20 protein-coding genes are annotated in these 23,243 nt (G+C 63.7%); 8 read left to right on the forward strand and 12 right to left on the reverse strand.

The genetic code is table 11. From position 1 onward, the window contains the following. Window positions 1-95: 95 nt before the first annotated feature. Both JJT62_RS17200 and JJT62_RS17205 read left to right on the forward strand, forming a co-directional pair. Window positions 96-2,429, forward strand: a complete 2,334-nt coding sequence (locus tag JJT62_RS17200; protein ID WP_202074008.1) for an ATP-dependent helicase — start codon at window positions 96-98, stop codon at window positions 2,427-2,429. A gap of 205 nt (window positions 2,430-2,634) precedes the next feature. Next, complete coding sequence (locus JJT62_RS17205; RefSeq protein ID WP_246744973.1) at window positions 2,635-3,849, forward strand: carbohydrate porin; 1,215 nt, start codon at window positions 2,635-2,637, stop codon at window positions 3,847-3,849. A 4-nt stretch (window positions 3,850-3,853) separates the two neighbouring features. Here the strand turns inward: JJT62_RS17205 and JJT62_RS17210 are convergent, their stop codons facing one another. Continuing rightward, a complete protein-coding gene (locus JJT62_RS17210) occupies window positions 3,854-5,017 on the reverse strand; it encodes a hypothetical protein (protein ID WP_202074009.1) in 1,164 nt (387 codons plus the stop codon). A gap of 337 nt (window positions 5,018-5,354) precedes the next feature. Here JJT62_RS17210 and JJT62_RS17215 point away from each other — a divergent pair, with 337 nt between their 5' ends. Together JJT62_RS17215 and JJT62_RS17220 are read left to right on the forward strand one after the other, a co-directional pair. Next, window positions 5,355-6,947 carry a L,D-transpeptidase family protein gene (locus tag JJT62_RS17215; protein WP_202074010.1) on the forward strand — a complete coding sequence of 531 codons (1,593 nt, stop codon included), beginning with the start codon at window positions 5,355-5,357 and terminating at the stop codon, window positions 6,945-6,947. Window positions 6,948-7,077: 130 nt separating this feature from the next. Further along, window positions 7,078-8,892, forward strand: a complete 1,815-nt coding sequence (locus JJT62_RS17220; protein WP_202074011.1) for an ABC-F family ATP-binding cassette domain-containing protein — start codon at window positions 7,078-7,080, stop codon at window positions 8,890-8,892. Window positions 8,893-9,066: 174 nt separating this feature from the next. Here the strand turns inward: JJT62_RS17220 and JJT62_RS17225 are convergent, their stop codons facing one another. The 9 genes from JJT62_RS17225 to JJT62_RS17265 form a co-directional block, all read right to left on the reverse strand. Further along, the gene (locus tag JJT62_RS17225; RefSeq protein WP_202074012.1) at window positions 9,067-10,365 is read right to left on the reverse strand and encodes an MFS transporter; all 1,299 of its coding nucleotides are present in this window, start codon (window positions 10,363-10,365) and stop codon (window positions 9,067-9,069) included. A gap of 57 nt (window positions 10,366-10,422) precedes the next feature. After that, window positions 10,423-11,271 (reverse strand): NADPH-dependent oxidoreductase, encoded by an 849-nt coding sequence (locus JJT62_RS17230; protein ID WP_202074013.1) that lies wholly within the window; start codon window positions 11,269-11,271, stop codon window positions 10,423-10,425. Between the two features lie 214 nt (window positions 11,272-11,485). Further along, on the reverse strand, window positions 11,486-13,117 hold the full coding sequence (cysN, locus tag JJT62_RS17235; RefSeq protein ID WP_202074014.1) for a sulfate adenylyltransferase subunit CysN: 1,632 nt from the start codon (window positions 13,115-13,117) through the stop codon (window positions 11,486-11,488). 1 nt (window position 13,118) lies between these two features. Next, a complete protein-coding gene (gene cysD / locus JJT62_RS17240) occupies window positions 13,119-14,036 on the reverse strand; it encodes a sulfate adenylyltransferase subunit CysD (RefSeq protein WP_202074015.1) in 918 nt (305 codons plus the stop codon). Beyond that, window positions 14,033-14,797 (reverse strand): phosphoadenylyl-sulfate reductase, encoded by a 765-nt coding sequence (locus JJT62_RS17245; RefSeq protein ID WP_202074016.1) that lies wholly within the window; start codon window positions 14,795-14,797, stop codon window positions 14,033-14,035. Before JJT62_RS17245 ends, cysD begins: the two co-directional genes overlap by 4 nt. An 88-nt stretch (window positions 14,798-14,885) precedes the next feature. Next, complete coding sequence (locus JJT62_RS17250; protein WP_202074017.1) at window positions 14,886-15,392, reverse strand: DUF934 domain-containing protein; 507 nt, start codon at window positions 15,390-15,392, stop codon at window positions 14,886-14,888. Beyond that, the gene (locus JJT62_RS17255; protein ID WP_202074018.1) at window positions 15,376-17,097 is read right to left on the reverse strand and encodes a nitrite/sulfite reductase; all 1,722 of its coding nucleotides are present in this window, start codon (window positions 17,095-17,097) and stop codon (window positions 15,376-15,378) included. Before JJT62_RS17255 ends, JJT62_RS17250 begins: the two co-directional genes overlap by 17 nt. 1 nt (window position 17,098) lies before the next feature. Further along, a complete protein-coding gene (locus JJT62_RS17260) occupies window positions 17,099-17,413 on the reverse strand; it encodes a DUF2849 domain-containing protein (RefSeq protein ID WP_202074019.1) in 315 nt (104 codons plus the stop codon). Then, window positions 17,413-17,784, reverse strand: coding sequence for a 2Fe-2S iron-sulfur cluster-binding protein (locus JJT62_RS17265; RefSeq protein ID WP_202074020.1), 372 nt, complete (start codon window positions 17,782-17,784; stop codon window positions 17,413-17,415). The genes JJT62_RS17260 and JJT62_RS17265 overlap by 1 nt, the downstream gene beginning before the upstream one ends. 372 nt (window positions 17,785-18,156) lie before the next feature. Here JJT62_RS17265 and JJT62_RS17270 point away from each other — a divergent pair, with 372 nt between their 5' ends. The 3 genes from JJT62_RS17270 to JJT62_RS17280 are packed head-to-tail and all read left to right on the forward strand — an operon-like array spanning window position 18,157 to window position 20,707. Then, a complete protein-coding gene (locus JJT62_RS17270) occupies window positions 18,157-18,900 on the forward strand; it encodes a hypothetical protein (RefSeq protein WP_202074133.1) in 744 nt (247 codons plus the stop codon). A 35-nt stretch (window positions 18,901-18,935) separates the two neighbouring features. Continuing rightward, entirely contained in the window at window positions 18,936-19,649 is a 714-nt protein-coding gene (locus JJT62_RS17275; protein ID WP_202074021.1) for a hypothetical protein, read from the forward strand. 8 nt (window positions 19,650-19,657) lie between these two features. Next, the gene (locus tag JJT62_RS17280; RefSeq protein ID WP_202074022.1) at window positions 19,658-20,707 is read left to right on the forward strand and encodes an aldo/keto reductase; all 1,050 of its coding nucleotides are present in this window, start codon (window positions 19,658-19,660) and stop codon (window positions 20,705-20,707) included. Window positions 20,708-20,922: 215 nt separating this feature from the next. Here the strand turns inward: JJT62_RS17280 and JJT62_RS17285 are convergent, their stop codons facing one another. Further along, the gene (locus tag JJT62_RS17285) at window positions 20,923-21,567 is read right to left on the reverse strand and encodes a YqgE/AlgH family protein (protein WP_202074023.1); all 645 of its coding nucleotides are present in this window, start codon (window positions 21,565-21,567) and stop codon (window positions 20,923-20,925) included. A gap of 78 nt (window positions 21,568-21,645) precedes the next feature. Here JJT62_RS17285 and JJT62_RS17290 point away from each other — a divergent pair, with 78 nt between their 5' ends. Next, window positions 21,646-22,458, forward strand: coding sequence for a protein-disulfide reductase DsbD domain-containing protein (locus JJT62_RS17290; protein ID WP_202074024.1), 813 nt, complete (start codon window positions 21,646-21,648; stop codon window positions 22,456-22,458). 11 nt (window positions 22,459-22,469) lie between these two features. Here JJT62_RS17290 and JJT62_RS17295 read toward each other — a convergent pair whose 3' ends face one another. Further along, window positions 22,470-23,138: a pirin family protein gene (locus JJT62_RS17295; RefSeq protein ID WP_305076403.1), complete on the reverse strand. Its 669-nt coding sequence runs from the start codon at window positions 23,136-23,138 to the stop codon at window positions 22,470-22,472. Window positions 23,139-23,243: the final 105 nt, after the last annotated feature.

The raw sequence follows: 23,243 nt of genomic DNA on the forward strand, positions 1-23,243 counted from the left end.
CCTTCTCCCGCCTGCGGGAGAAGGAGACTCCCTTATTCGTGATTCGCCTTCCGTTCTCCTATATGCTCGTTTGAGGAATCAGAAGGAGCAAAGGGTTGACCGATTTCGACGATTACGCGCCGCAAGCCGGCGGGCTCGCCGCCCGCGCCGCTGCTGCGGCGCAACGGCCGCGCTATCTCGACGGTCTCAACCCCGAGCAGCGCGCCGCGGTCGAAACGCTCGACGGCCCCGTGCTCGTCCTCGCCGGCGCCGGCACCGGCAAGACCCGCGCGCTCACCACGCGCATCGCGCATATCATGGCGCTGGGCCAGGCGCGCGCCTATGAAATCCTCGCCGTCACCTTCACCAACAAAGCGGCGCGCGAGATGCGCGAGCGCGTCGAAATGCTCGTCGGCGACGGCGCGCAGGCCATGCAATGGCTCGGCACCTTCCACGCCATCAGCGCCAAAATCCTGCGCCGCCACGCCGAGCTTGTCGGGCTGAAACCCAATTTCACCATTCTCGACACGGACGACCAGATCCGCCTGCTCAAGCAGGTGCTGCAGGCCGAGAACATCGATGACAAGCGCTGGCCCGCCCGCGCGCTCGCCATGCGCATCGACGGCTGGAAGAATCGCGGCCTGCTGCCCGCGCAAGTGCCGGCGGGCGAGGCCGAGAGTTTCGCCAATGGCAAAGGCGGCGCGCTTTACGCGCTCTATCAGGAGCGCCTCAAAATCCTCAACGCCGTCGATTTCGGCGATTTGCTGCTCGAGACGCTGCGGCTCTTTCGCGAGAACCCCGACGTGCTCGCGGATTACCAGAAACGCTTCAAATATATTCTCGTCGACGAGTACCAGGACACGAATGTCGCGCAATATCTCTGGCTGCGGCTGATCTCGCAGGGGCGACGCAATGTCTGCTGCGTCGGCGATGACGATCAGAGCGTCTATGGCTGGCGCGGCGCGGAGGTCGAAAACATCCTGCGCTTCGAGCAGGACTTCCCCGGCGCCAAGATCGTGCGGCTCGAACGCAACTATCGCTCGACAGGGCACATTCTCGTCGCCGCCTCGCATCTGATCGCGCATAATGAAGGCCGCCTCGGCAAGACGCTGTTCACCGATGGCGAAGAGGGCGAGAAGCCGACGCTCACCGGCGTCTGGGACAGCCAGGAGGAAGCGCGCGTCATTGGCGAGGACATCGAGCAATTGCAGCGCAAGGGCCATTCGCTCGAAGAGATCGCCATTCTCGTGCGCGCCTCCTTCCAGATGCGCGAATTCGAAGAGCGCTTCGTCGAAATCGGCCTGCCCTATCGCATCATCGGCGGCCCGCGCTTTTATGAGCGCGCCGAAATTCGCGACGCGCTCGCTTATCTGCGCTGCGTCGCGCAGCCTTCCGACGATCTCGCCTTCGAGCGCATCATCAATACGCCCAAGCGCGGCTTGGGCGACGCAACGGTGCAATTGCTGCATGAATATGGACGGCGCGAGCGCATTCCGCTGATGCAGGCGGCGCGTTTTCTCGTCGAGACGGAGGAGCTGAAGCCCAAGCCGCGCGGCGCGTTGAAAAGCCTCGTGGCGGATTTCGAGCGCTGGCGCAATCTGATCGATTCGAAGCCGCAGCACGAGCTCGCCGAAATGGTGCTGGATGAATCCGGCTACACGCAAATGTGGCGCGACGATAAGACGCCCGAAGCCGCCGGGAGGCTCGAAAACCTGAAAGAACTCGTGCGCGCGATGGAGGAATTTCCCGACCTCGCCGCCTTTCTCGAGCATGTTTCGCTCGTCATGGAAACCGAGGAAAGCAAGGAGCAGGCGCGCGTCTCGGTGATGACGCTGCATGCGGCGAAGGGCCTCGAATTCGAGACCGTCTATCTGCCGGGATGGGAGGAAGGGCTCTTTCCGCATCAGCGCTCGCTCGACGAGCAGGGCCGCGCGGGATTGGAGGAGGAGCGCCGCCTCGCCTATGTTGGCGTCACGCGCGCGAAACGCCGGGCGCGCATATTTTTCGCAAGCAACCGCCGCATTCGCGGATTGTGGCAGCCCACCGTGCCGTCGCGCTTCGTCGATAATCTGCCCTCGGACCATGTCGAAGTGGTCGAGGCGCCGAGCGCCTCGCAATATGGCGGCTATGCCGTCTCGCGCTTCGCCAATCTCGATGTCTATGGCTCCGATTATTCGACGCCGGGCTGGAAGCGCGCCAAGGCAGGCGCCGCAACGCCGCGCGCCGAGCCGATGCGCGAGTCGCGCCCACGCGCGAAGCAGCCGATGACGATCGAGGGCGAGGTCGTCGCCCGCTCATCGACCAATGCGCGATACGGCGCGGGGTCGCGGGTGTTTCATTTGAAGTTTGGGCCGGGCACGGTCGCGGCTGTCGACGGGAACAAATGCACGGTGGATTTCGACAAGGCCGGACGGAAGATGGTGCTGGAGAGTTTTTTACAGGCGGGGTAGTGGCCGAAAGGTAACGCCGATCCCGAAAATACAAGCAGGCCGGCCATCAGAAGGGCCATTTTGACTCATGGAGTGAGCTTCTCGGAGCGGCGCAAATCGGGAGAGCCTGGTGATCAGAAGATCTCTTCCAAGGGCCGTGCTGGCTGTACCTGTACTTTTCGCGGCATCGACATTCCATGCGCGCGCAGAAGACGCGCTGTCGTCCTTGGCCACGCAATCTTCCCTGACCGACACGCCCGATGGCCCCAAGGCGCAATTGCGTCGCTTTGGCGTCGCGCCCGATGTTTGGGTGACGCAGTTCTACCAGGGCCAGATTGCCGGCGACGCGAGCCAAACATGGTTCTATGGCGGCAAAGTCGACGCCTTCCTAAAGGTCGATGCGGAGAAACTCGGCCTGTGGCCGGGCTTCCACGTCAGCGCGCAATACGAGCATTATTTCGGCGATAATATAAACCGCAGGGACAACGCGCTCCTTCCCGTCAACACCGCTCAAGCCTATGTGAATAAGCAAGGCTACCACTCGGCGCTTTCCGTCTCCGTTACGCAAGATTTCGGCGAGCACATCTCCGTCAGCGCCGGCAAGTTCAACATGATGACGATCGCATCCCAGACGCCGCTCCTCGGCGGCGGCGGCATCGACACCTTCATGAACAGGGCTTTCGCTTTGCCATCGACCGGGGTGGCCTACACCGCCGTCCGAGGCGGAGCCGCCGACAGGGTCGTCGTCTCCGCGCCTTACCTCATCGGCGGCGCGGTGACGTTCAAGACTGCGCCGGCAACCTTGACGCTGGTGGTTGTCGATCCGCGTAGCGCGCAGAATCCGCAAGTGATCGAACATCCCTTTGAAAAAGGCGTTGCGGTCGGCGGCTCAGTGACCATTCCAACAGAGATTCTCGGTCTTCGCGGGTTTCATACACTTCGCGCCGCCTATAGCAACGCGCGCGGCATAGACCTGAACGACGTCCCGCAGGAGCGTCTATTGGCGGCGACGGGCGGTCCCGTGATCACCAAGAAAGGCTATTGGTTCAGTTCTTACGCGTTCCAGCAAAACCTCTTCCAAAGTAAAGATAAGCCGGCGGTCGGTTGGGGGCTGTTTACGCTCGGGACCCTTTCTGACGGAAACCCCAACCCGGTCAAATGGAGCGTTCTCGTGGGCCTTGCGGGGAATAATCTCATCGAGGGGCGCGAGAACGACCGTTGGGGCGTCGGCTTCTTTCACTATGGGCTGACCAAGCCGTTGCTGAGCGCGTTGGAGGCGCGTGATGTCAGGAGACGCAGCGAGGGGGGCGTGGAAGCTTTCTATAATCTTGCGATCACGCCTTGGCTCCGCCTGTCGGCCGATCTGCAATTGATCGATCCCTGGAACCCGGCCAAACAACGAGAGACATACATGGCGTTGCGTTTGCAAACTAAGCTGTAGGCTCTCATAGGCCAGCTAATTTGCTGACAATCTTTTGGATCAACTCCGCCACGGGGTATTTGAACAGAAATAACGGGACCATTGGCAGCAGCGCGGCGACCATGACGGTTATCACTAGACGCGTGCTTACCGGAACGAGCCGCATATTGCGCAAGATTGCGACGCTGTTCGACAAATCAGCCAGCGATTGCAAATCGGCTGTGCCGAGCAAGGGTTCGGCCTGGGAGCCGGGCGCGCTCAGCCATTTCCTGTCGAAGTCGTTGACGTAGCGCGCCGCCAACACCGAATAGTCGCTCAAGCCCCTCTCTTGGCAAGCCTTGAGTTTGAAGGCGAAAAAACACGGGGGAAACAACACCAGCACGAGGTCCAGGATCAGAGTGATCGCAAGCGCGGGGTAGATGGCCTCGAAAACGGATATTCCAGAGGAAATTTCTTCCGCAAACGACGCGGACATAAGCGCCGAGATCGCGAGGACCAATGGGAAAAAATAGGTCTGCGCGACTTCCAGATATCCGAGCCCGCCGGCGCCATCTGGATGGGCTGGCGCAAGGTGGAGTTTCAGTCTCGCCAACCGCCAGAGGAAACACCACCAGAGCGCGATCCGCCAGAGCCAACGAAACGCCAGGAAGCGCACGAGCGGCAGGCAAACCATCCAATACCACAGGCCGGCCAGCCGAAATTCGCTGACGGCGGCGCCGAGCTCCGATCCGGTTGTCCTTCCAGAGAGATGCTTCTGCGCGGCGATCACCGTCAACAGCACAGTCGCCAGCAGGCAAATTGCTTCCGGAACCCAATGGTCCCGCCACCGATTGGTCCGCGCGATCTCAGTCGCCAGCTCCGGCAGCGTATTCTTGGGAACGACGCCCGAACGCACGATCAGGCTGACGAACGCCCTTAACCGAACGTCGAGCAAGGATTCGCAAAGGAACAGCAACGGGATGACGACGAGCAGGCGAACATGCGCCGCAATCACCGAGAGTGAAAAAAACTTGTAACTGACGCCCTCGATCAACGCCAAGGCGAACAGGATCGACCAGGACGACAAGCCCAGCGCCAGTCCCAGCGCAAAGGCGCTCCTCCCCTTGCGGGCGAGGCCCAAGCGCCCCGCCAAACGGTGAAGCGGACCGCCGAACAGTGAGAAATTCTCGAAGGCTCCGTATCCTTCCATGACTTATGAGTAAGGCGACGGCGCGCCGCGGGTCAAATGACGAATTGCCACAACCTATGGCGGCGCAAAAACCTCAGCTTGTGGCGCATCGCGGGCGCCGCCCCTTCGTCGCCACCAGTCGATCCCGTCCCTCTGTCATGTTGCCCTCCCGCCACAGTGTCTCTTTTTGCGACATTCCGGCGGCCCGCCGCCATGTGCGCTGATTAACAGCCTGCCGCCCTCGCGCTAGATATTGTGACGGAGCCTGGCGCGGCGCTCCGGCGGCGACGCGTCCACATCCTTAATAATTCAGGTTTATGAAACCGACGCCGCGCACCCGGTTTCTAAGGGGCAGCCCATGCAGGCTCGCATATCTATTGCCCGTTTCTTCCTTTCCGCCGCCGCTATCGCCGCGGTTCTCGCCGTTGCGCCAGCCGGGGCCGCGCCGCGCCGCGCCGATATTTTCGCGCCGCCCGCTTCCGTCGCGCTGACGGGTCTCGACAAGCTGCCCTCGGCGGCGCCGTTCGATCCGCTCGAAGCCCCGGAGGCGCCGCCGGTCGTGGCCGTCACGGCTGCAAGGCTGCAAGCCGAGCCCGCGGAGCCGGACAGCCTCGACCTCGCCTGGAGCCTGCTGCCCGACCACCAGCGAGGGCTCGCGCTCGCGCTTCAGGACTGGACCTCGGGTCCTGAAGCCGCCCGCAACCCGGCGCGGCGGGCGATGCGCGCCAAGATCGCGGCCGCCTATGTGGGGCGCAAATTCGAGCCCTTCTGGACCGACGCCAATGGCTGGCGTGAGGGCGCGGCTTCCGCGGTCTCGCGCCTGCGCGCCGCAAATGAAGACGGGCTGGACCTTCGCGGCGTAACGATCCCGGAAGCCGACAAAGGCGCGTCCAGCGCCGCCGACGAGCTTGCGCTCTCCGAAGCTGTCGCAACCTACGCCTTCCAGGCGCGCGGCGGACGGCTGCAGCCCGAGCGGCTCTCCCGTCTCATCGGCGCCAAAACGGCGCTTCCCGATCCGGCGCAGGCCGTGGCCGACGTCGCCGCCGCCGGCTATCGCGCGGGCGAGACGCTGCAGGGCTTTAACCCGCCCCATTACGGCTATCAGCAACTGCGAGAGAAACTGGTCGAGCTCAAGACGCGCGGCGCCAGTGCGCCGCCGCTCGACTCGCTCTTCGCCGCCGCCGAGGAGGGCGTCGCTCAGACCGACGCGCTGCCGCCCGTGAAATCGAAGCGCCGCCGCATGGAGACGCTCGGCGGCCCCTCCACCTCGGCGCTGGAGAACGAGATCATCGCCAATATGGAGCGCTGGCGCTGGCTGCCGCGCGACATGGGCGACGATCGCATTGAGGTCAACATCCCGGATTTCGAGCTGGCGGTCATCCGCAATGGCGCGGTGACCCACCGCACGCGCGTGATCGTAGGCAAGGAACAAACGCCGACGCCCATCTTCTCCGACGAGATGGTGGAGATCATCGTCAACCCGTCCTGGTATGTGCCGCAGTCGATCATCCAGAAGGAGTGGCACGGCGGGGTCGGCGACGGCTATCAGGTTTCCTATCGCAACGGGCAGATGGTGGTGCGCCAGCCGCCGGGCGAGAAGAACGCGCTCGGCCGCATCAAATTCGTCTTCCCCAATGATTTCGCCGTTTACATGCACGACACGCCGTCGCGCGGGCTTTTCGCGGCGTCCCACCGCGCCTTCAGCCATGGCTGCATGCGCGTCGATCAGCCCTTCGCTCTGGCGGAGGCTGTGCTCGGACCGGGCTGGTCGGAGGAGCGAGTGAAGAAACTCGTCGGCCCCAGCGAGCGCTACATCAATCTCTCCAAGCCCTTGCCGGTGCATATCGTCTATTTCACCGCTTATGTGGACGATATGGGACGGCTGGTGCAGCGGCCGGATCTCTACGGCTATTCGGCGCGGGTGCGCAAAGCCCTGGGCCTGGGGGGCTAGGCCCCCGGGGCCGTGCGTCGCCGTCAAATGCGAAATAATGCGCTGACATGCGCATCGCCGAGTAAAGTCGTGACAAACGCCGCGCGCCGGTAGAAAAAGCCTCTCCTCTAGGCAACATCCGGTTCGCGCAATGGCTCCCCCTCCCCTTCTCGCCCTTCAGGGCGTCATGCTTACCCTCGGCGGCAAGCCGCTTCTGGAAGGGGTCGAATTGTCGGTCGCGCCGGGCGCGCGCATCTGTCTCGTCGGCCGCAACGGCTCCGGCAAATCGACGCTTTTGAGGATCGCCGCCGGCGAATTGGAATCGGACGCGGGAACGCGCTTCCTGCAGCCGGGCGCCTCGCTGCGCTATCTGCCGCAAGAGCCGGACTTTTCGGGGTTCAAAACCACCGCCGCCTATGTCGAGGCGGGGCTCGGGCCGCTGGATGATCCCCATGTCGCCACGACGCTTCTCCTCGAGCTTGGCATGACGGGCGACGAAGACCCGTCGAACCTCTCGGGCGGCGAAGCGCGCCGCGCGGCGCTCGCCCGCGCCCTCGCGCCCGAGCCCGACATTCTGCTGCTCGACGAGCCGACGAACCATCTCGATCTGCCGACGATCCTCTGGCTCGAAGAAAAGCTCGCCTCCCTGCGCTCGGCCATGGTCATCATCAGCCACGACCGCCGCTTCCTGCAGGATCTGACGCGCGAGACGGTATGGATCGACCGCGGCCGGGCGCGGCATCTGGCGCGCGGCTTCAAGGAATTCGAACCGTGGCGCGACCGCGAGCTGGAGGAGGAAGAGAAGCAGGCGCACAAGCAGGAGCGCAAGATCGCCAATGAGGAGCATTGGCTGCGCCATGGCGTCTCAGGGCGGCGCAAGCGCAACATGAAGCGTCTCGCGGGCCTGCATGCGCTACGCGCCGAGCACCGGAACCGCGTCATGCCGACGGGCGAGGTGAAGCTGGAGGCGAGCGAGGCCAATCTCTCCGGCAAGCTCGTCATCGAGGCGATCAAGATCAGCAAGAGCTACGGCGAGCGGATTATCATCGAGAATTTCACGACGCGAATCCTGCGTGGCGACCGGCTTGGCGTCGTCGGCGCCAATGGCGCGGGCAAGACGACGCTCATCAAATTGCTGACCGGGGTTCTGCCGCCCGACAGCGGCAAGGTGCGGCTCGGCGCCGCTTTAGAAATGGCGACGCTCGACCAGAGCCGCGCCAGCCTGAGGCCGGAGACCACCCTGCAGGACGCGCTCACCGGCGGCGGCTCGGATACGGTCGAGATCAATGGCGAGCGGCGCCATGTCGTCGGCTATATGAAGGACTTCCTCTTCAAGCCGGAGCAGGCGCGCACGCCTATCGGCAAGCTCTCCGGCGGCGAGCGCGGCCGTCTGATGCTCGCGCGCGCCCTGGCCAAGCCCTCCAATCTCCTCGTGCTCGACGAGCCGACCAATGATCTCGACCTGGAGACCCTCGATCTTCTGGAAGAGATGCTCGCCGATTATCCCGGCACGCTGATCGTCGTCTCGCATGACCGCGACTTTCTCGACCGCATTGCGACAAGCGTGTTGATGAGCGACGGCACCGGCCGCTGGGTCGAATATGCCGGCGGCTACAGCGACATGGTCGCGCAGCGCGGCAAGGGCGTCGAGGCCCGCGGCGCCGCGACGCGCGAGACGCCGAAGGAGAAGGGGCCGAAAGAAAAGCCTGCCGAACGGCAACCGGCAAGGGTCAAGCTCTCCTTTAAGGAACAGCATGCGCTGGCGACCTTGCCCACAAAAATGGAGGAGCTGAAGATCAAGCGCATAAAGTTGCAGGCGCTGCTCGACGATCCCGAGCTTTACTCCAAGGACCCGGGGAGATTTGCGAAGGCGAGCGAGATGTTTGCCGCGGTGGAGAGCGAACTCTCCGCCGCCGAGGAGCAATGGCTGGAGCTGGAAATCAAGCGCGAGGAGATCGAGGGGTAGTCAGCGTCATATGAAATCCGCTTGACTGGTTCGGTGTCATTCCCGACGCTCGCGCAGCGAGTGATCGGGAATCCAGAGCAAAACCGGCGCTTTTGTGGCTCTGGATTCCCGATCGGGCCTTTGGCCCGTCTGGAATGACAAGCGCCAATGCGAGCTATTCAAGCGGAATTCGTATCATTTGCGCGCATCGCGCGAAGCGCGCCCGATCCGCCAGATCATCGCCGCCCCCAGCAGCGGGCCGGCGGCAAGGACTAGCAGGGCGTCGGAGAATTCGCCCGTGGCGCCTTTGATGACGCCGATGAAATAAGGCCCCGCCAGCCCCGAGAGATTGCCGATCGAGTTGATCAGCGCGACTCCCACAACCGCATCGGTCGCGCCGATCGTCGATGTGCAGAAGCTCCAGAAGGTCGGCAGCGCCGCGGCGGACCCTAAAGCCGCCACAGTCAGCGCGACCATCGCCAATACAGGCGTCGGCGCATAAGCGGCGCATGCAAGGCCGACGCTCGCGACGATCGCAGCGCTCGCCGTGTGAGCGACCGTCTCGCCGCGCCGATCCGAGCTACGGCTCCAAAGCCACATCGCCACGGCGCCACAGCCATGGGGAATGGCGGTGAGAAAGCCCGCGGCGAGGATGCTCGCGCCAAAGCCCTTGATGATCTGCGGCAGCCAGAAACTGAGCCCGTAAAGCGCGAGAACCAGCCCGAAATAGGCGGCTCCAATAGTCAGAATGCGAGGATCGGCCAGCGCGCGCCAGTAATTCTCTTCATGCGCCGGCGCTTCACGCGCCAGCGCGGCCTCTAACCATCGGCGCTCGTTCGGGGCGAGCCATTTGGCGTCGGCGAGGCGGTCGGGAAGATAAAAGAAACAGACGAGGCCGAGCGCGATCGACGGCAACGCCTCCAGAAAATAAAGCCAGCGCCAACCGGCGACGCCGGAGACGCCATCCATGGTCGACAGGATCATGCCCGAGATCGGCGAGCCGATCGCGCTGCCGAGCGGCACGGCGATCAGGAAGCCCGCGAGAATGCGCGCGCGCTGCGCGGCGGGAACCCAGTACGTGAGATAAAGAATGACGCCTGGCGGAAAGCCCGCCTCCGCCGCGCCCAACAGCACGCGGAGAACAACGAAGCTGTTCTCGCTCCAGATGAAAGCGGTCGCGGCGGCGATGACGCCCCAGCTCACCATGATGCGCGCGAGCCAAAGCCGCGCACCGACGCGGTGCATGACGTAATTGCTCGGCGCCTCCAACAGGCAATAGCCAATGAAGAAGACGCCCGCCGCCCAGCCGTAGAACTCGGGCGTGAAGCCGAGTTCCTTGTTCATGGTGAGCGCGGCGAAACCGACATTCACCCGGTCGAGATAGGAGACGAAGAAACCTGCGGCGAGAAGCGGCACCAGCCGCCAGGCGACTTTGGCGACCACGCGGTCGCCATCGACTGGAATTGCCGCGGGTCTGTCGAGGGTGAGGGTCACGAGAGCGCCTGTCGCTGGAGGAAGCGAGAAGCCGCCCTCGCTAATGTTGTGGTGGGTTTAACGCAATTCGAAGCCGAGCGCCTTCAAAGCGTCGCGCAGGCGATCGCGGCCGCTCATCGCATCTGTCCCGCGCACGCGCGACAGCACCTGGCGAATCCAGCCCTGCTCGGGCAGTCCCTGCTCCTTCTGGAAATCCTTGAAGACCGTATCGAGCGTCTCGACCGCCTCGCGTTGCGCGTCGCCCCACTGATATTGCTCGCGATGCAGCACCGCCGCCTGGCCCAGGCGCGGCTTGACGCCGGCGTTGGCGGCCGGGTCGGGGACGCCGATGGTCATGCCGAAGACGGCGAAGACATTGGGCGGAAGATTCAGCTCTTTCGCCACTTCCTCCGGCTTGTTGCGCATGGCGCCGATATAGCAGCAGCCGAGCCCAATGGATTCCAGGGCGACGACGGCGTTCTGCGCGGCGAGCGCGGCGTCCACCACGCCGGTCATGAAGATTTCGAGATAAGGGAGCGCCGCCGCGTCGCGACCCCTCTCCTTGCCGAGATTTTCGAGCCGCGCGAGGTCGCAAAGCCAGATCAGCAGGAGCTTGCAGTCGCGAATATGCTGCTGGCCGCCCGCGAGATCGGCGAGGCGAATCTTGCGGTCCTCGTCCTCGACGGCGACGACGCTCCAGACCTGAAGATTGGAGGAGGTCGACGCGGACTGCGCCGCAGCGGTGATGATTTCGAGCGCGCCGGGCGGCAGCGGCTGGTCGAGATAATTGCGGTGCGACCGGTGCGCGAGAAGCAGGTCGAGCGTGTCGTTCCAGATCGCGGGCTTCGGCGAATCGGCGCGGCGATAGCGCTCGAACATGGCCGCGGCGGGCGCGTCGAAATCATCCGGGCTTACGGGCTTGTTCATAATGGCTCCTACGCTGTCCCTCGGCTCGGCGCGATCGACTGCGCGAATGCCGCCTCGGCGTCGGGGGATGGAGAGATCTCGGAAAGATGCGCCGGTCTTATACCCCATTCCGAGCGGCGCCGAAGCGGGATCATGCGCCCGCCTTCTCGATCGGACGGCGCGGCAGAGCCCGGCAAGAACGCCCGTCTTCTCGCCAGAAAGGCCCTCGTCCGGCTCAAATTCCCGGATCGTTCGCCGCCGTCGGCCCCTCTTTGCTCTCCAGACCGAAGGCCGAGCGCGTCCAGAAGCGCTCATGGAAATGACGCAGCGCGGAGATCGCAATCGTCTGGGCGATCGCGATCTCGAACGACACAACGGCGTCGCTCAACAAGGCGTTCACGATAACGAAATTGATGAGGGTCGCCGGAACCAGCCAGGAGGCCGCCTTCAGCAGGCTGCGCTTGGGCGTCGACAGCACGCTCCCTTGATCGAGCGCGACGCCCTCCATCGAGGCATAGCTGACGTCGGCCAAAGGCGCCGCGACACGGCGGCTGGAGGCCGAAACCTCCTTCACCATGCCGACCGCGACAGTCTCATTGGTGATGCGATCAATCAGGATGAAGCCGCCGGTCTCGCGGTTCTCGACATAGGGATCACAGGCGACCACGGTTTCGAGCGAAAGCTGCGCCTCGCCGATTTCGTTGAAGGCCAGCGTCTCCTCCGCGCCAAGCGGCGTCGCCAGGCCGGTCTCGATCTCGATGCGCGACTGCACGAGGTTGACGACCGCGGGCGTCGTCTTCGTCCCGATCTTGAGCAGATAGCTCTTGCCGGTGGTCAGCGGCTCACGCACAAGCCAGAGGAGCTTTGCCTCCAGCCTGTCGCCGACCTGCGCCGGTGAGACCGGCGAGCTCAACAGATCGCCGCGCGAGCAGTCGATTTCCTCGGCGAGCGTGATCGTCACCGACTGGCCCGATACGCCGCTCTCCAGATCGCCGTCATAGGTGACGACGCGCGAAACGCGCGTGTCGCGCCCGGAAGGGAGGATACGCACAATGTCGCCGGGACGGATATTGCCGCCGCTGATGAAGCCCGAGAAGCCACGGAAATCGAGATTCGGGCGGTTGACCCATTGCACCGGCATACGGAAGGGCGCGATGCGCATGACGTCTTCGACCGCGACGCCTTCCAGATAAGCGAGGAGCGATGGTCCGTCGTGCCACGGCATATACTGGCTAGAATGCACGAGATTGTCGCCGTCCTTGGCCACGAGCGGCACGACATAGATCGAGGCGAAGTGGAGATTCTTCGCGAATTCGTGGAAATCCGCCACGATCTTGCGGAACACGTCCTCGCTGTAGCCGACGAGGTCCATCTTGTTGACGGCGACGACCACATGGCGCACGCCGAACATGGAATTGATGACGCTGTGGCGGCGCGTCTGCGGCAGAATGCCCTTGCGGGCGTCGACGAGCAGAATGGCGAGATCTGCGGTCGAGGAGCCGACGGCCATATTGCGCGTATATTGCTCGTGGCCGGGCGTGTCGGCGACGATGAACTTGCGCTTGTCGGTCGCAAAATAGCGATAGGCGACGTCGATGGTGATGCCCTGCTCGCGCTCCGCCGCAAGTCCGTCGACGAGCAGCGCGAAATCGAGATCGTCGCCCTGCGTGCCGTGCTTCTTGGAGTCGGCTTCGAGCGCGGCGATGAGATCGTCCGGCGCCAGATTGGCGTCGTAAAGCAGGCGGCCGATCAGCGTCGACTTGCCGTCGTCGACCGAGCCGCAGGTGATGAAACGCAGGAGCGGCTTGTCTGCGGCGATGCGCGCAACCGCCGGCGCGGGGGCTTCCATGACCTCGACGCCCTGCATCTCAGAAATATCCTTCCTGCTTCTTCTGCTCCATGGAGCTGGAGCCGTCCTGGTCGATCAGGCGGCCCTGCCGTTCGGAGGTGCGGCTTTCGCGCATCTCCGTGATGATCTCGTCGAGCGTGGCCGCCTCGCTCTCGATGGCGCCGGTCAGCGGATAGCAACCGAGCGTGCGGAAACGCACCATCTTGCGCTCGATGGTCTCGCCGGGTTCGAGCGTCATGCGCGCGTCGTCGACCATGATCAGCGTGCCGCTGCGGCGCACCACCGGCCGCTCCTTCGCGAAATAGAGCGGCACCACGGGGATGTTCTCACGCGCGACATAGTCCCAGATGTCGGCTTCGGTCCAATTGGACATGGGGAAGATGCGCAGACTCTCGCCCGGCGCCTTGCGGGTGTTGTAGAGGCGCCAGAATTCGGGCCGCTGGTTCTTCGGGTCCCAACGATGCTGCGCTGTGCGGAAGGACAGCACGCGCTCCTTGGCGCGCGACTTCTCCTCGTCGCGGCGCGCGCCGCCGAAGGCCGCGTCGAATTTATATTTATCGAGCGCCTGCTTCAGCGCCTCGGTCTTCATGATCTCGGTGTGGAGCTTCGAGCCATGGACGAAGGGGCTGATGTTCATCTCAATCCCTTTGGGATTGATATATTCGACGAGCTCCAGGCCCCATTCCTTGACGATCTTGTCGCGAAACTCGATCATCTCCCGGAACTTCCACATCGTGTTGACATGGAGCAATTGGAACGGGAGCTTCGACGGATAGAAGGCTTTTCTGGCGACATGCAACATCGCCATCGAGTCCTTGCCGATCGAAAACAGCATCACGGGCCGCTCGCATTCGGCGACAGCCTCGCGCATGATGTGAATGCTTTCGGCTTCCAAACGGTCCAGATGGCCAAGCGAACGGGTCGGAAGCGCGCTCATTCGAATACCTCCGGCGAGGCGGAATCAGGCGCCGGACCGCGACGCAGAACGCCATCCTCGCCGACATGCAGGCCGCACTCTTTCTTGTCGTCCTGCTCCCACCACCAGCGGCCGGCGCGTTCGTCTTCGCCGGGCTCAATGGCGCGCGTGCAGGGCGCGCAGCCGATCGACAGGAAACCCTTGGCGTGGAGTTCGTTCACGGGGATTGAAAACTCCTGGGTCGCGGCGACGATGTCTTCGCGCTTATAGTCGAGGACGGGGTTGATTTTGATGACCCGGTAATTGGCGTCGAAAGCGACGAGCGGAACCTCGGCGCGCGCGGCGGACTGATCGGCGCGCAGGCCCGTGATCCAGCCGGAGACGCCGGCCAGCAGGCGAGAAAGCGGCTCGACCTTGCGCACATGGCAGCAGGCCTTGCGCGCTTCGGGGGATTTGTAAAAGCCGTTGACGCCCTGCTCTTCGACCAGCGCTTCGAGCGCCGCCGCCTGCGGATAGGCGGCGCGGATGCGCCGGGCGTAGCGAGCTTCGGTCTCTTCCCACAGGGTGTAGGTTTCGGGAAACAGGCGTCCGGTGTCGATCGTCACGACGTCGATATCGAGCCCCTGCGTGAAGATCGAATGGGTGACGAGCTGATCTTCGACGCCGAAGCTCGTCGTGAAGACGATACGGCCGGGGATGAACTCGCGGACGAGCTTGAGCCGGAGATCGAGATCAAGCGGCGCGAGACGCGGGCCGAGTATTTCCGGGATGGAAGGATTCATGATCTGAGCGCGCCCAAAGTGTCGGCGGACCGAAGGCCCGACCGGAAATCGAGCGCCCAAAGGGAGCCCTGGCGAAGCAACCAAGCCTTCATTTCGCCGCCGCCTTGCGCCGCGCTTCGAGAATAGAGCCCGGCGCGACATAGCCGCGCTGATAGGTGCGCGCATGCGCCGTGCGCTCCGCCTGCCACTGCGACTCATCCTGCCGCTCAGCGAGATCGTCTGGAATTTCGATCGTGTCGAAGCCGCAACCGAGCGCATGGCGATACTGGTCGGCAAGCAGCCGCCCGCTTGCGCGCAGCTCGCCCGTAAAGCCGGCCCTGCGGATCAGCCGCGCCAGCGAGAAGCCGCGTCCGTCCGCGAAGGCGGGAAAGACGATGGAGATAAGAGAGAGGCGGGGCAGCGCGGAAACGAGCGCCTCGGGCTCTGTGGTGTTCGGCGCGAGGACGCCGAGCGCCACGCCCGCATCGAGATGCGCGACCGCATGTTCGAGACGCGACAGCGACACGATTATCTTGCCGCTCTTGGGCAGCGCCTCTTCATCGGCGAGGCGGCGCCAGGCGTCTTCGATAAAGCGGCCTTCAGATATCAGCGCCATCTTCACCCTCCCGCCGCAGCACATCCTTGAAGCGGGCATGACCGATGCGCCGCCATGTTTCGATGAATGTCTCGCCCTCCTGGCGCTCGGCCAGATAGAAATCGACAATATGCTCGATCACGTCGGGCACTTGCTCCGCCGTGACGCCGGGGCCAAGAATTTCGCCGATCGACGCCGAGAAGGTCGGATCGCCCCCAAGCGTGATCTGGTAGGATTCCTGACCCTTCTTTTCGAGCCCCAGAATGCCGATCGCGCCGACATGGTGGTGGCCGCAGGCGTTGATGCAGCCGGAAATCTTGATGCCCAATTTGCCGATGCGGCGCTGGCGCGAGAGATCGGAGAAGCGCTTGGAGATCGCCTGCGCAATCGGGATCGAGCGCGCCGTCGCCAGCGCGCAGTAATCGAGCCCGGGGCAGGAGATGATGTCCGAGACGAGACCGGCGTTCGCCGTCGCCAGCCCCGCGCCGTCGAGCAGCTTCCACAGATCGAATAGATCGTCCTGCTTCACATGCGGCAGAATGACGTTCTGCTCATGGGAAATCCGCAGCTCGCCGAAGCCGAAGCGCTCGCTCGCGTCAGCGAGAACGCGCATCTGCTGCGAGGTGGCGTCGCCGGGAATGCCGCCGATCGGCTTCAGCGACACGGTGACGATGGCGTAGCCCGGAACCCGGTGCGGCGCGGCATTGACCTCGGCGAAATTGCCGAAGGCCGGATGGGCGACGCGTTCGGCCCGCAGCTTGGCCGACTCCGCCGGCAGCGCCTCGTAAGGCGGCGGCGTGAAGAAACCGGCGATGCGCTCGAATTCCGCAGGGTCATAGGAAAACGCGGAGCGATCCATCGCGGCGAATTCCGCCTCGACGGCGGCGCGCACTTCCTCGATCCCCTTCTCGTGAACGAGGATCTTGATGCGGGCCTTGTATTTATTGTCGCGACGGCCGAAGCGGTTATAAACCCGCATGACCGCCTCGAGATAAGCGAGGAGATCGGCCCGCGGCACATAGTCGCGGAGCACCTTGCCCACGAAAGGCGTGCGCCCGAGTCCGCCGCCGACCACCACCTGATAGCCGACCTCGCCCGCCGCATTCTTCACAATCCGCAGACCGACGTCGTGAACCATGATCGCTGCGCGATCATGCTCGGCGCCGGTCACCGCGATCTTGAACTTGCGCGGCAGGAAGGAGAATTCGGGATGAGCGCTCGACCACTGGCGCAGGAATTCCGCCGTGGCGCGGGGATCCTCGATCTCATCGGGCGCGACGCCCGAGAAATGGTCGGCCGTCACATTGCGGATGCAATTGCCGGAGGTCTGGATGGCGTGCATCTCGACTTCCGCGAGCGCCTCCAGAATATCCGGCGTGTCGATCAGCTTCGGCCAGTTGTACTGGAGGTTCTGGCGCGTGGTGAAATGGCCGTAGCCCCGATCATATTTATCGGCGATGTCGGCAAGGCGGCGCATCTGCCGCGCCGTCAGCGTGCCATAGGGGATGGCGACGCGCAGCATATAGGCGTGGAGCTGCAGATAAAGCCCGTTCATCAGACGGAAGGGGCGGAACTCCTCCTCCGTCAGAGAGCCTTCCAGACGCCGGCGCACCTGCTCGCGGAACTCCGCGACGCGCTCGCGCACGAAGGCGGCGTCGAATTCATCGTAGCGATAGGTCGTGACCGGCGTGTTCGGCCGCGCCAGACTGGGATCGTGAGCGGTCATCTCAAGCGCCTCCTTTCGCCTGCTTGCCAAGATCGGGGCGCACGCTCGGCCCCTTGAGGCGCATCTTCTCGCGATAGTGCAAGGGCGTCGGAACGCCGTCCGCGCCGACATCCACGTCGGCGAGATAAACGTCGACGACGCGATTCTTGGCGATCTCCGCCTTGCCGAAGCCCTCCAGCGCGGCGGCCTCTTCCTTGTCGCGCGCCACGCGGGCGCGCCGATGGTCGCGCTCCCAGCTTTCGGCGCCCAGAAACACGACCTCGCCGTCGGCAAGGTCGGAGGCCAAGAGTATCTGCGGATGTTTGAGCGCGGTCATCACGTCTCCTGCGCCAGCTTGAGGGAGAGGCCGCTCATCTCGTCGGACCAGATAATCTGACAGGCAAGGCGCGAATTTTCATAGAGCATCGGCAGCTCGTCGAGCTTTTCGAGCTCGTCCTCCTGCGGCGGCGGCACGCGGGCGGCCGAACCGGCGTCGAGCACCACGTGACATTCGGCGCAGGCCAGCGCGCCTCCGCACGTATTTTCCATGCCAATGCCGTAATCGCGCAATATCTCCATCAGCCGCCAGCCCTCTACGGCCGCCAGCTCGTGGATGACGCCGTTCCGGTCCTCGACGCGCAAGAACGGCGCCTCGGGCTCCAGGGGAACGGGGGATGGGTCGACGGCAGTTTCCAAGGCAATGCTCATGGGCTTTTCGTTGAGGCGGAAATCGCCACAGCAGTGGCGTTCTGTATTTCGAACGGTTAGATACTCTAAATCGCACGTAAGTCAATTCACTTCTAAAATATGCCATATGGACTAAAATCACATCTGTTTGCCGTTAAATATGGCGCCGCCAAATTTCATAGCTGGGACATGACAAGCGGCCAGAATCCATGTTTGTTAAGAATCAGGTGACCAATCGGAGCGGTGGGCGAAAGGGCTGCGCTCATCGCCAGAGGAGACCTCATGGTAAAAAGGCCAATAAAGACCGCGAAAGAAACGCCGCCTCCGAAAAAGGAGCCGGAGCCGCGCCGCGACGTGAGAGAAATCACGCCGCCTCAGCAATCCTCGGGAGCGATTATGAAACCAACGGTCATAGTCGTCGGCGCCGACAAGGGCGGCGTCGGGAAGACGACGATCGCGCGCGCGGTCCTCGACTTCCTTTCCCTCAACAATCTCGACGCCCGCGCCTTCGACACCGAGACGCCGCGCGGGACGCTGTATCGCTTCCATCCGGAAGAGACGATGATCGTCGATCTGACGTCGACCGCCGATCAGATGAAGATCATCGACACGCTGAATTCGTCGCAAGCGAAGGTCAGCGTGATCGACGTGCGCGCCGGCGGCTTGAGCCCCGCGCTCGAAGCGCTCGACGAGATCGGCTTTTTCGACGCGGTGAAAGCAGGCGAATTCCGCTTCATCCTGCTCCACGTCATCGGCCCCTCGATCGCCTCGCTCGACGAGATCGCCGAGATCGCGCCCTATATGTCCGACGCCAACTACTTCATGGTGAAGAACCATGTGAACGACACGACCTTCTTCGAATGGGACCCCCAGACCCACTCGAAATATTTCGAGGACGTGAACACCACAGGCGAGATCACCATCCCGAAGCTCGGCGAATTGGCATATGAACAGGTCGAGCTCGCAGGGACGCCCTATTCGACCTTCATCGCCAATCAGACGGCGGAAGGCGAACCGGCGGATCACTCTTTCGTCCTGCGCGGTTACGTGCGCACATGGCTCGCGAGAGTCGCGGATGAATTCGAGCGGGTCGGACTTCTCGATCTCGTCACATCGGGTGTGGCCAAGGCACGTTGAGACGAAGGCGGCGTCGCCCTCGTCAAGAGGATGAAATGAGTCGCCGCACCCTCGTCTTCTTCGTCTGCTCGCCGCACTCACGCACTGGCGTGACAACTGCGGCGCGGCTGCTGACCGATTATTATCTCTCGCGCGGGGTCCCTGTCGAAGGTTTCGACACGGATTCGCGCGAGCCTAACTACGCCTTGCTTTTTCCGAAGGTCGCGCGCGTTGTCGATATTGGCGACGTCAAGGGACAGATTTCCCTGTTCGACCGCCTGCTGGTCGCCGACGACGCCCCCAAGATCGTCGACGTCTGGAGCCGCTCCTACGACCAGCTCTTCGCCACGATCGCCGAAATCGGCTTTCTGGAGGAGGCGCGCCACGCCGGCGTCGAACCGATCATTCTCTTCCAGGCCGACAGTTCGCAGACGGCTGCGAGCAACGCCCGGCTGCTCAACACCACCTGGCCGAATTTGTGGCTGACGGTCATCCACAATGAGGGGGCTGCGCCGCTGCGCGCCGAGGCGCACGACATCCTCGCCCGCTACCCCGCGCGCGGGAAATTGGTGATCCCGAAGCTCGAAAGCGCCATCGCCGCGGCCCTCGACGACGCCGAACTCTCGCTGTCGACCTTCTTGCACGCGCCGCCACCCCATATATCCATCGTCGTGCGCGCGGCGCTGAAAGCCTGGCTTCTCCCGATCTTCACGCAATTTCAGAGCTTCGAATTGCGCATGAATCTGCAATCGAGCGAATTTCTACGTTAGGGCGCGATATGGAATACCGAAAACTTGGAGCCACCGACCTCTCCGTCTCGGCCATTTGTCTTGGCTCCATGACCTGGGGCCAGCAGAACACCGAGGCGGAAGGCCACGCGCAGCTCGACTATGCGCGGTCGCGCGGCGTCAACTTCATCGACACGGCGGAAATCTATTCGATCCCCCCGCGCCCGGAGACGCAAGGCTCGACCGAGCGCATAATCGGCTCGTGGCTGGCCTCGCGCAAAAACCGCGACAAGGTGATCATCGCCACCAAGGTCGCCGGGCGCGGCGAGGCGCATTGGCTGCGCGATGGGGGCGGGGGCACGGTCCTCGACCGTAAGAATATCCATTTTGCGATCGAGGGCTCGCTGAAGCGCCTGCAGACCGATTATGTCGATCTCTACCAGTTGCACTGGCCCGACCGCTCTTTGCCGCTCTGGGGCGCCGGCGGGACGACCTATCGGCCTCCCTCCAAGCGCCCCGAAGTTCCGATCGAAGAAACGCTGGACGCGCTGAACGCGCTGGTGAAGGCCGGCAAGGTCCGCCACATCGGCCTATCCAACGAGACGCCTTGGGGCGTCGCGCGCTTCCTGCGAGCGGCGGAGCTCGGCCATGGGCCAAGGGTCGTCTCGATCCAGAACGCCTATAATCTTATCACTCGCACGTTCGAGATGGGCCTCGCTGAATTTGCCGAGCGCGAGGCCGTCGGCCTCCTTGCCTATTCGCCCCTCGCGCAGGGCTATCTCACCGGCAAATATCAGGGCGGGGCAAGGCCGCCCGGCGCGCGCACGACGCTTTTCGAACGCGGCCAGCGCTATGAAACACCGGGGGTCGAGGCGGCGATCGGCGCCTATCTCGCGCTCGCCAAAGAGATCGGCGCCGACCCGGCGCAGCTTGCCCTGGCTTATGTCACGTCGCGCCCTTTCGTGACCTCGAACATCATCGGCGCCACGACGATGGCGCAGCTTCGAACCGATCTGGATTCAGAGAGCATCGAGATCACGCCGGAGATCGAAGCGCGGATCGACGAGATCCACCAGCTTCACAGCAATCCAGCGCCGTAAGGGATCACCTCCGTCATTGCGAGGAGGCGGAGCCGACGAAGCAATCTAAGGCCGCATCGCCGCCCTGGATTGCTTCGCTTCGCTCGCAATGACGGGTTCTGGGCAAAACCTGCACTATTGCGGCTCTGGATTCCCGGTCGGGCTTTCAGCCCGCCGGGAATGACATGCCCCAGTGCGAGCTATTCAAACGGATGTCTCAGCCGCGCATCCAACCGCTACGCGTGCCCCGAGATGGACGACAGCCGCTCCAAATCGACCCCCATGGAGCGCAGGGCGCGCACATATTTGCTGCCGAGGTCCCGGTCGAAGAGCAGCGCCGGATCGGCCGGGCAATGCAACCAGCCGTTCTTTTGGATTTCGTCCTCGAGCTGCCCCGCGTCCCAGCCCGCATAGCCCAGCGCGAGCAACGCATGGTGCGGCCCCTCGCCCGCGGCGATGGCGCGCAAAATGTCGATTGTCGCCGTGAGCGACACGCCGTCGTCGATTGGCAGGGTCGAATTGTCCAGGAAGAAATCCGGCGAATGCAGCACAAAGCCGCGGTCCGTCTGCACCGGGCCGCCGGAAAGCACCTGAATCTCCTCGGCGCCGCTCGGCAGCCTGATCCGCTCTTCAGGAGCGATCACTTGCAGTTGCACGAGAAGATCGGGGAAGTTCTTCACCCGAGCAGGTTGGTTGACGACGATGCCCATCGCGCCTTCTTCCGAATGCGCACACAGATAGATCACCGAGCGCGCAAAACGCTCGTCCGTCATGCCGGGCATCGCCACCAGCAACTGCCCGTCGAGATATCTTCGGCCGGGAGTCCGAGCGTCGCCAGCGGAAGACTCTTCGGAAACTTGCTTGGGGCGCAACCTACTCATAGCTTCATGCTACGCCCGCAACGCCCCCTTAACAAGCGGCGTGGATAAATCGCGCCAGCCGACCGGAAACCAGACCCGATGACTACGCCAAAGCCGAAGATGCGCGTCTTTTTTGCTTGCACAGCCACGCTCGCCGCGGCGCTGGCCTTCGCGCCGGCGCGGGCCGCCGAGCCGGCTTTTGCGACAGCGCCGGCAAAGGGAACGGTGTCCGCCATCAGGCTGCTCTCCGCCGGCCCGGCGGAAGGCGGCGCCTATCGCGCAGGCGTCGAAATCAGCCTCGCGCCCAAGACCGCCACCTATTGGCGCCAGCCGGGCGAGGCGGGCTCGCCGCCTGTCTTCGATTTCTCGAAATCGGTTAATGTCGCCAAGGTCGAAACCACCTTTCCGGCGCCCAAGCATCTGGATGAAGCGGGCACGATCGTCGCCGGCTATGACGAGACCGTGATCTTCCCGCTCAGGGTCACGCCGAAGGACCCAAAGGCGCCGGTGACGCTCGCCCTCGACCTCGACTATGCCGCCTGCGGCAAGATCTGTCTGCCCGCAAAAGCCGAGCTTTCCCTGGCGCTGCCACAGTCCGGCTCCTCGCCCTTTGCGAGCGCGATCACCGCCGCCGAGAAGCGCGTTCCGGTGAAGATCAGTGGGGCGGAAGCGGCCAAGCGATTGTCGTTGAAGAAGGATGGCGAATCCTGGCGGTTGAGCGTCGCTGGGCCCGGCAAGGTCCAGGACATTTTCGCCGAAGTCCCCGAGCCGCTCTTCATCGAGAGCAAGCGCACGGGCGCGGATTTCGCGCTGGCGCTGTTTTCGACCGGCCCCAAGCCCAAGAGCGCCAACGCCACGCTAACCATCATCACCGACAAGGAAGCCTTCGAGGCGCCGGCGCATCTGGAGTGAGGGCGTCTCGTTCAGATCGCCATATCGAAGACCAGCGCCTCGGCGTCGTCGCGCCCTTCGAGACGTATGGCGTCCGCCTCGCTGACCGCGATCCCGTCGCCGGCCTCCAGGCGTTCGCCATTCACCATGACGAGCCCCCGCGCGACCTGCACCCACGCTGCCCGGCCCGGCGCGACCTGATGGGACACGCTTTCGCCCGCGGATAATATGGTTGCGTAAAGATCGACGTCTTGATGGATGGTGAGGGAGCCGTCGCGTCCGTCGTGTGAGGCGATGAGGCGCAGGCGGCCGCGCTTTTCCTGCGGCCCGAAACGCTTCTGCTCATAGCCCGGCGCGAGGCCCTCGCGTTCCGGCACGATCCAGATTTGCAGGAAATGCGCGGGGGCGCGATCCGAGGCGTTATACTCGCTGTGGCGCACGCCGGTCCCGGCGCTCATGCGCTGCACGTCTCCAGCGCGAACGATCGAGCCGACGCCGGTGCTGTCCTTATGCGCGAGCGCGCCGTCGAGCACATAGGAGATGATCTCCATGTCCTTGTGCGGATGGGTCGGAAAGCCGCCTCCCGGCGCGACGCGGTCCTCATTGATGACCCGAAGCGGGCCGAAGCCCATATGGTCGGGGTCGAAATATTGGCCGAAGGAAAAGCTGTGGCGGCTGTCGAGCCAGCCGAAGTCAGCCATTCCCCGCTCGGCGGCCTTTCTGATCGCAACTTGCATCATCCCGCTCCAACTCGCTTGCTTTCCAAGCAAATGGCCCCGCGCCTGCCAAACGGCAATGCCGCGCCG

Origin of the sequence: Methylocystis sp. Sn-Cys (assembly GCF_016745395.1) — a bacterium.
Taxonomy (GTDB): Bacteria; Pseudomonadota; Alphaproteobacteria; order Rhizobiales; family Beijerinckiaceae; genus Methylocystis; species Methylocystis iwaonis.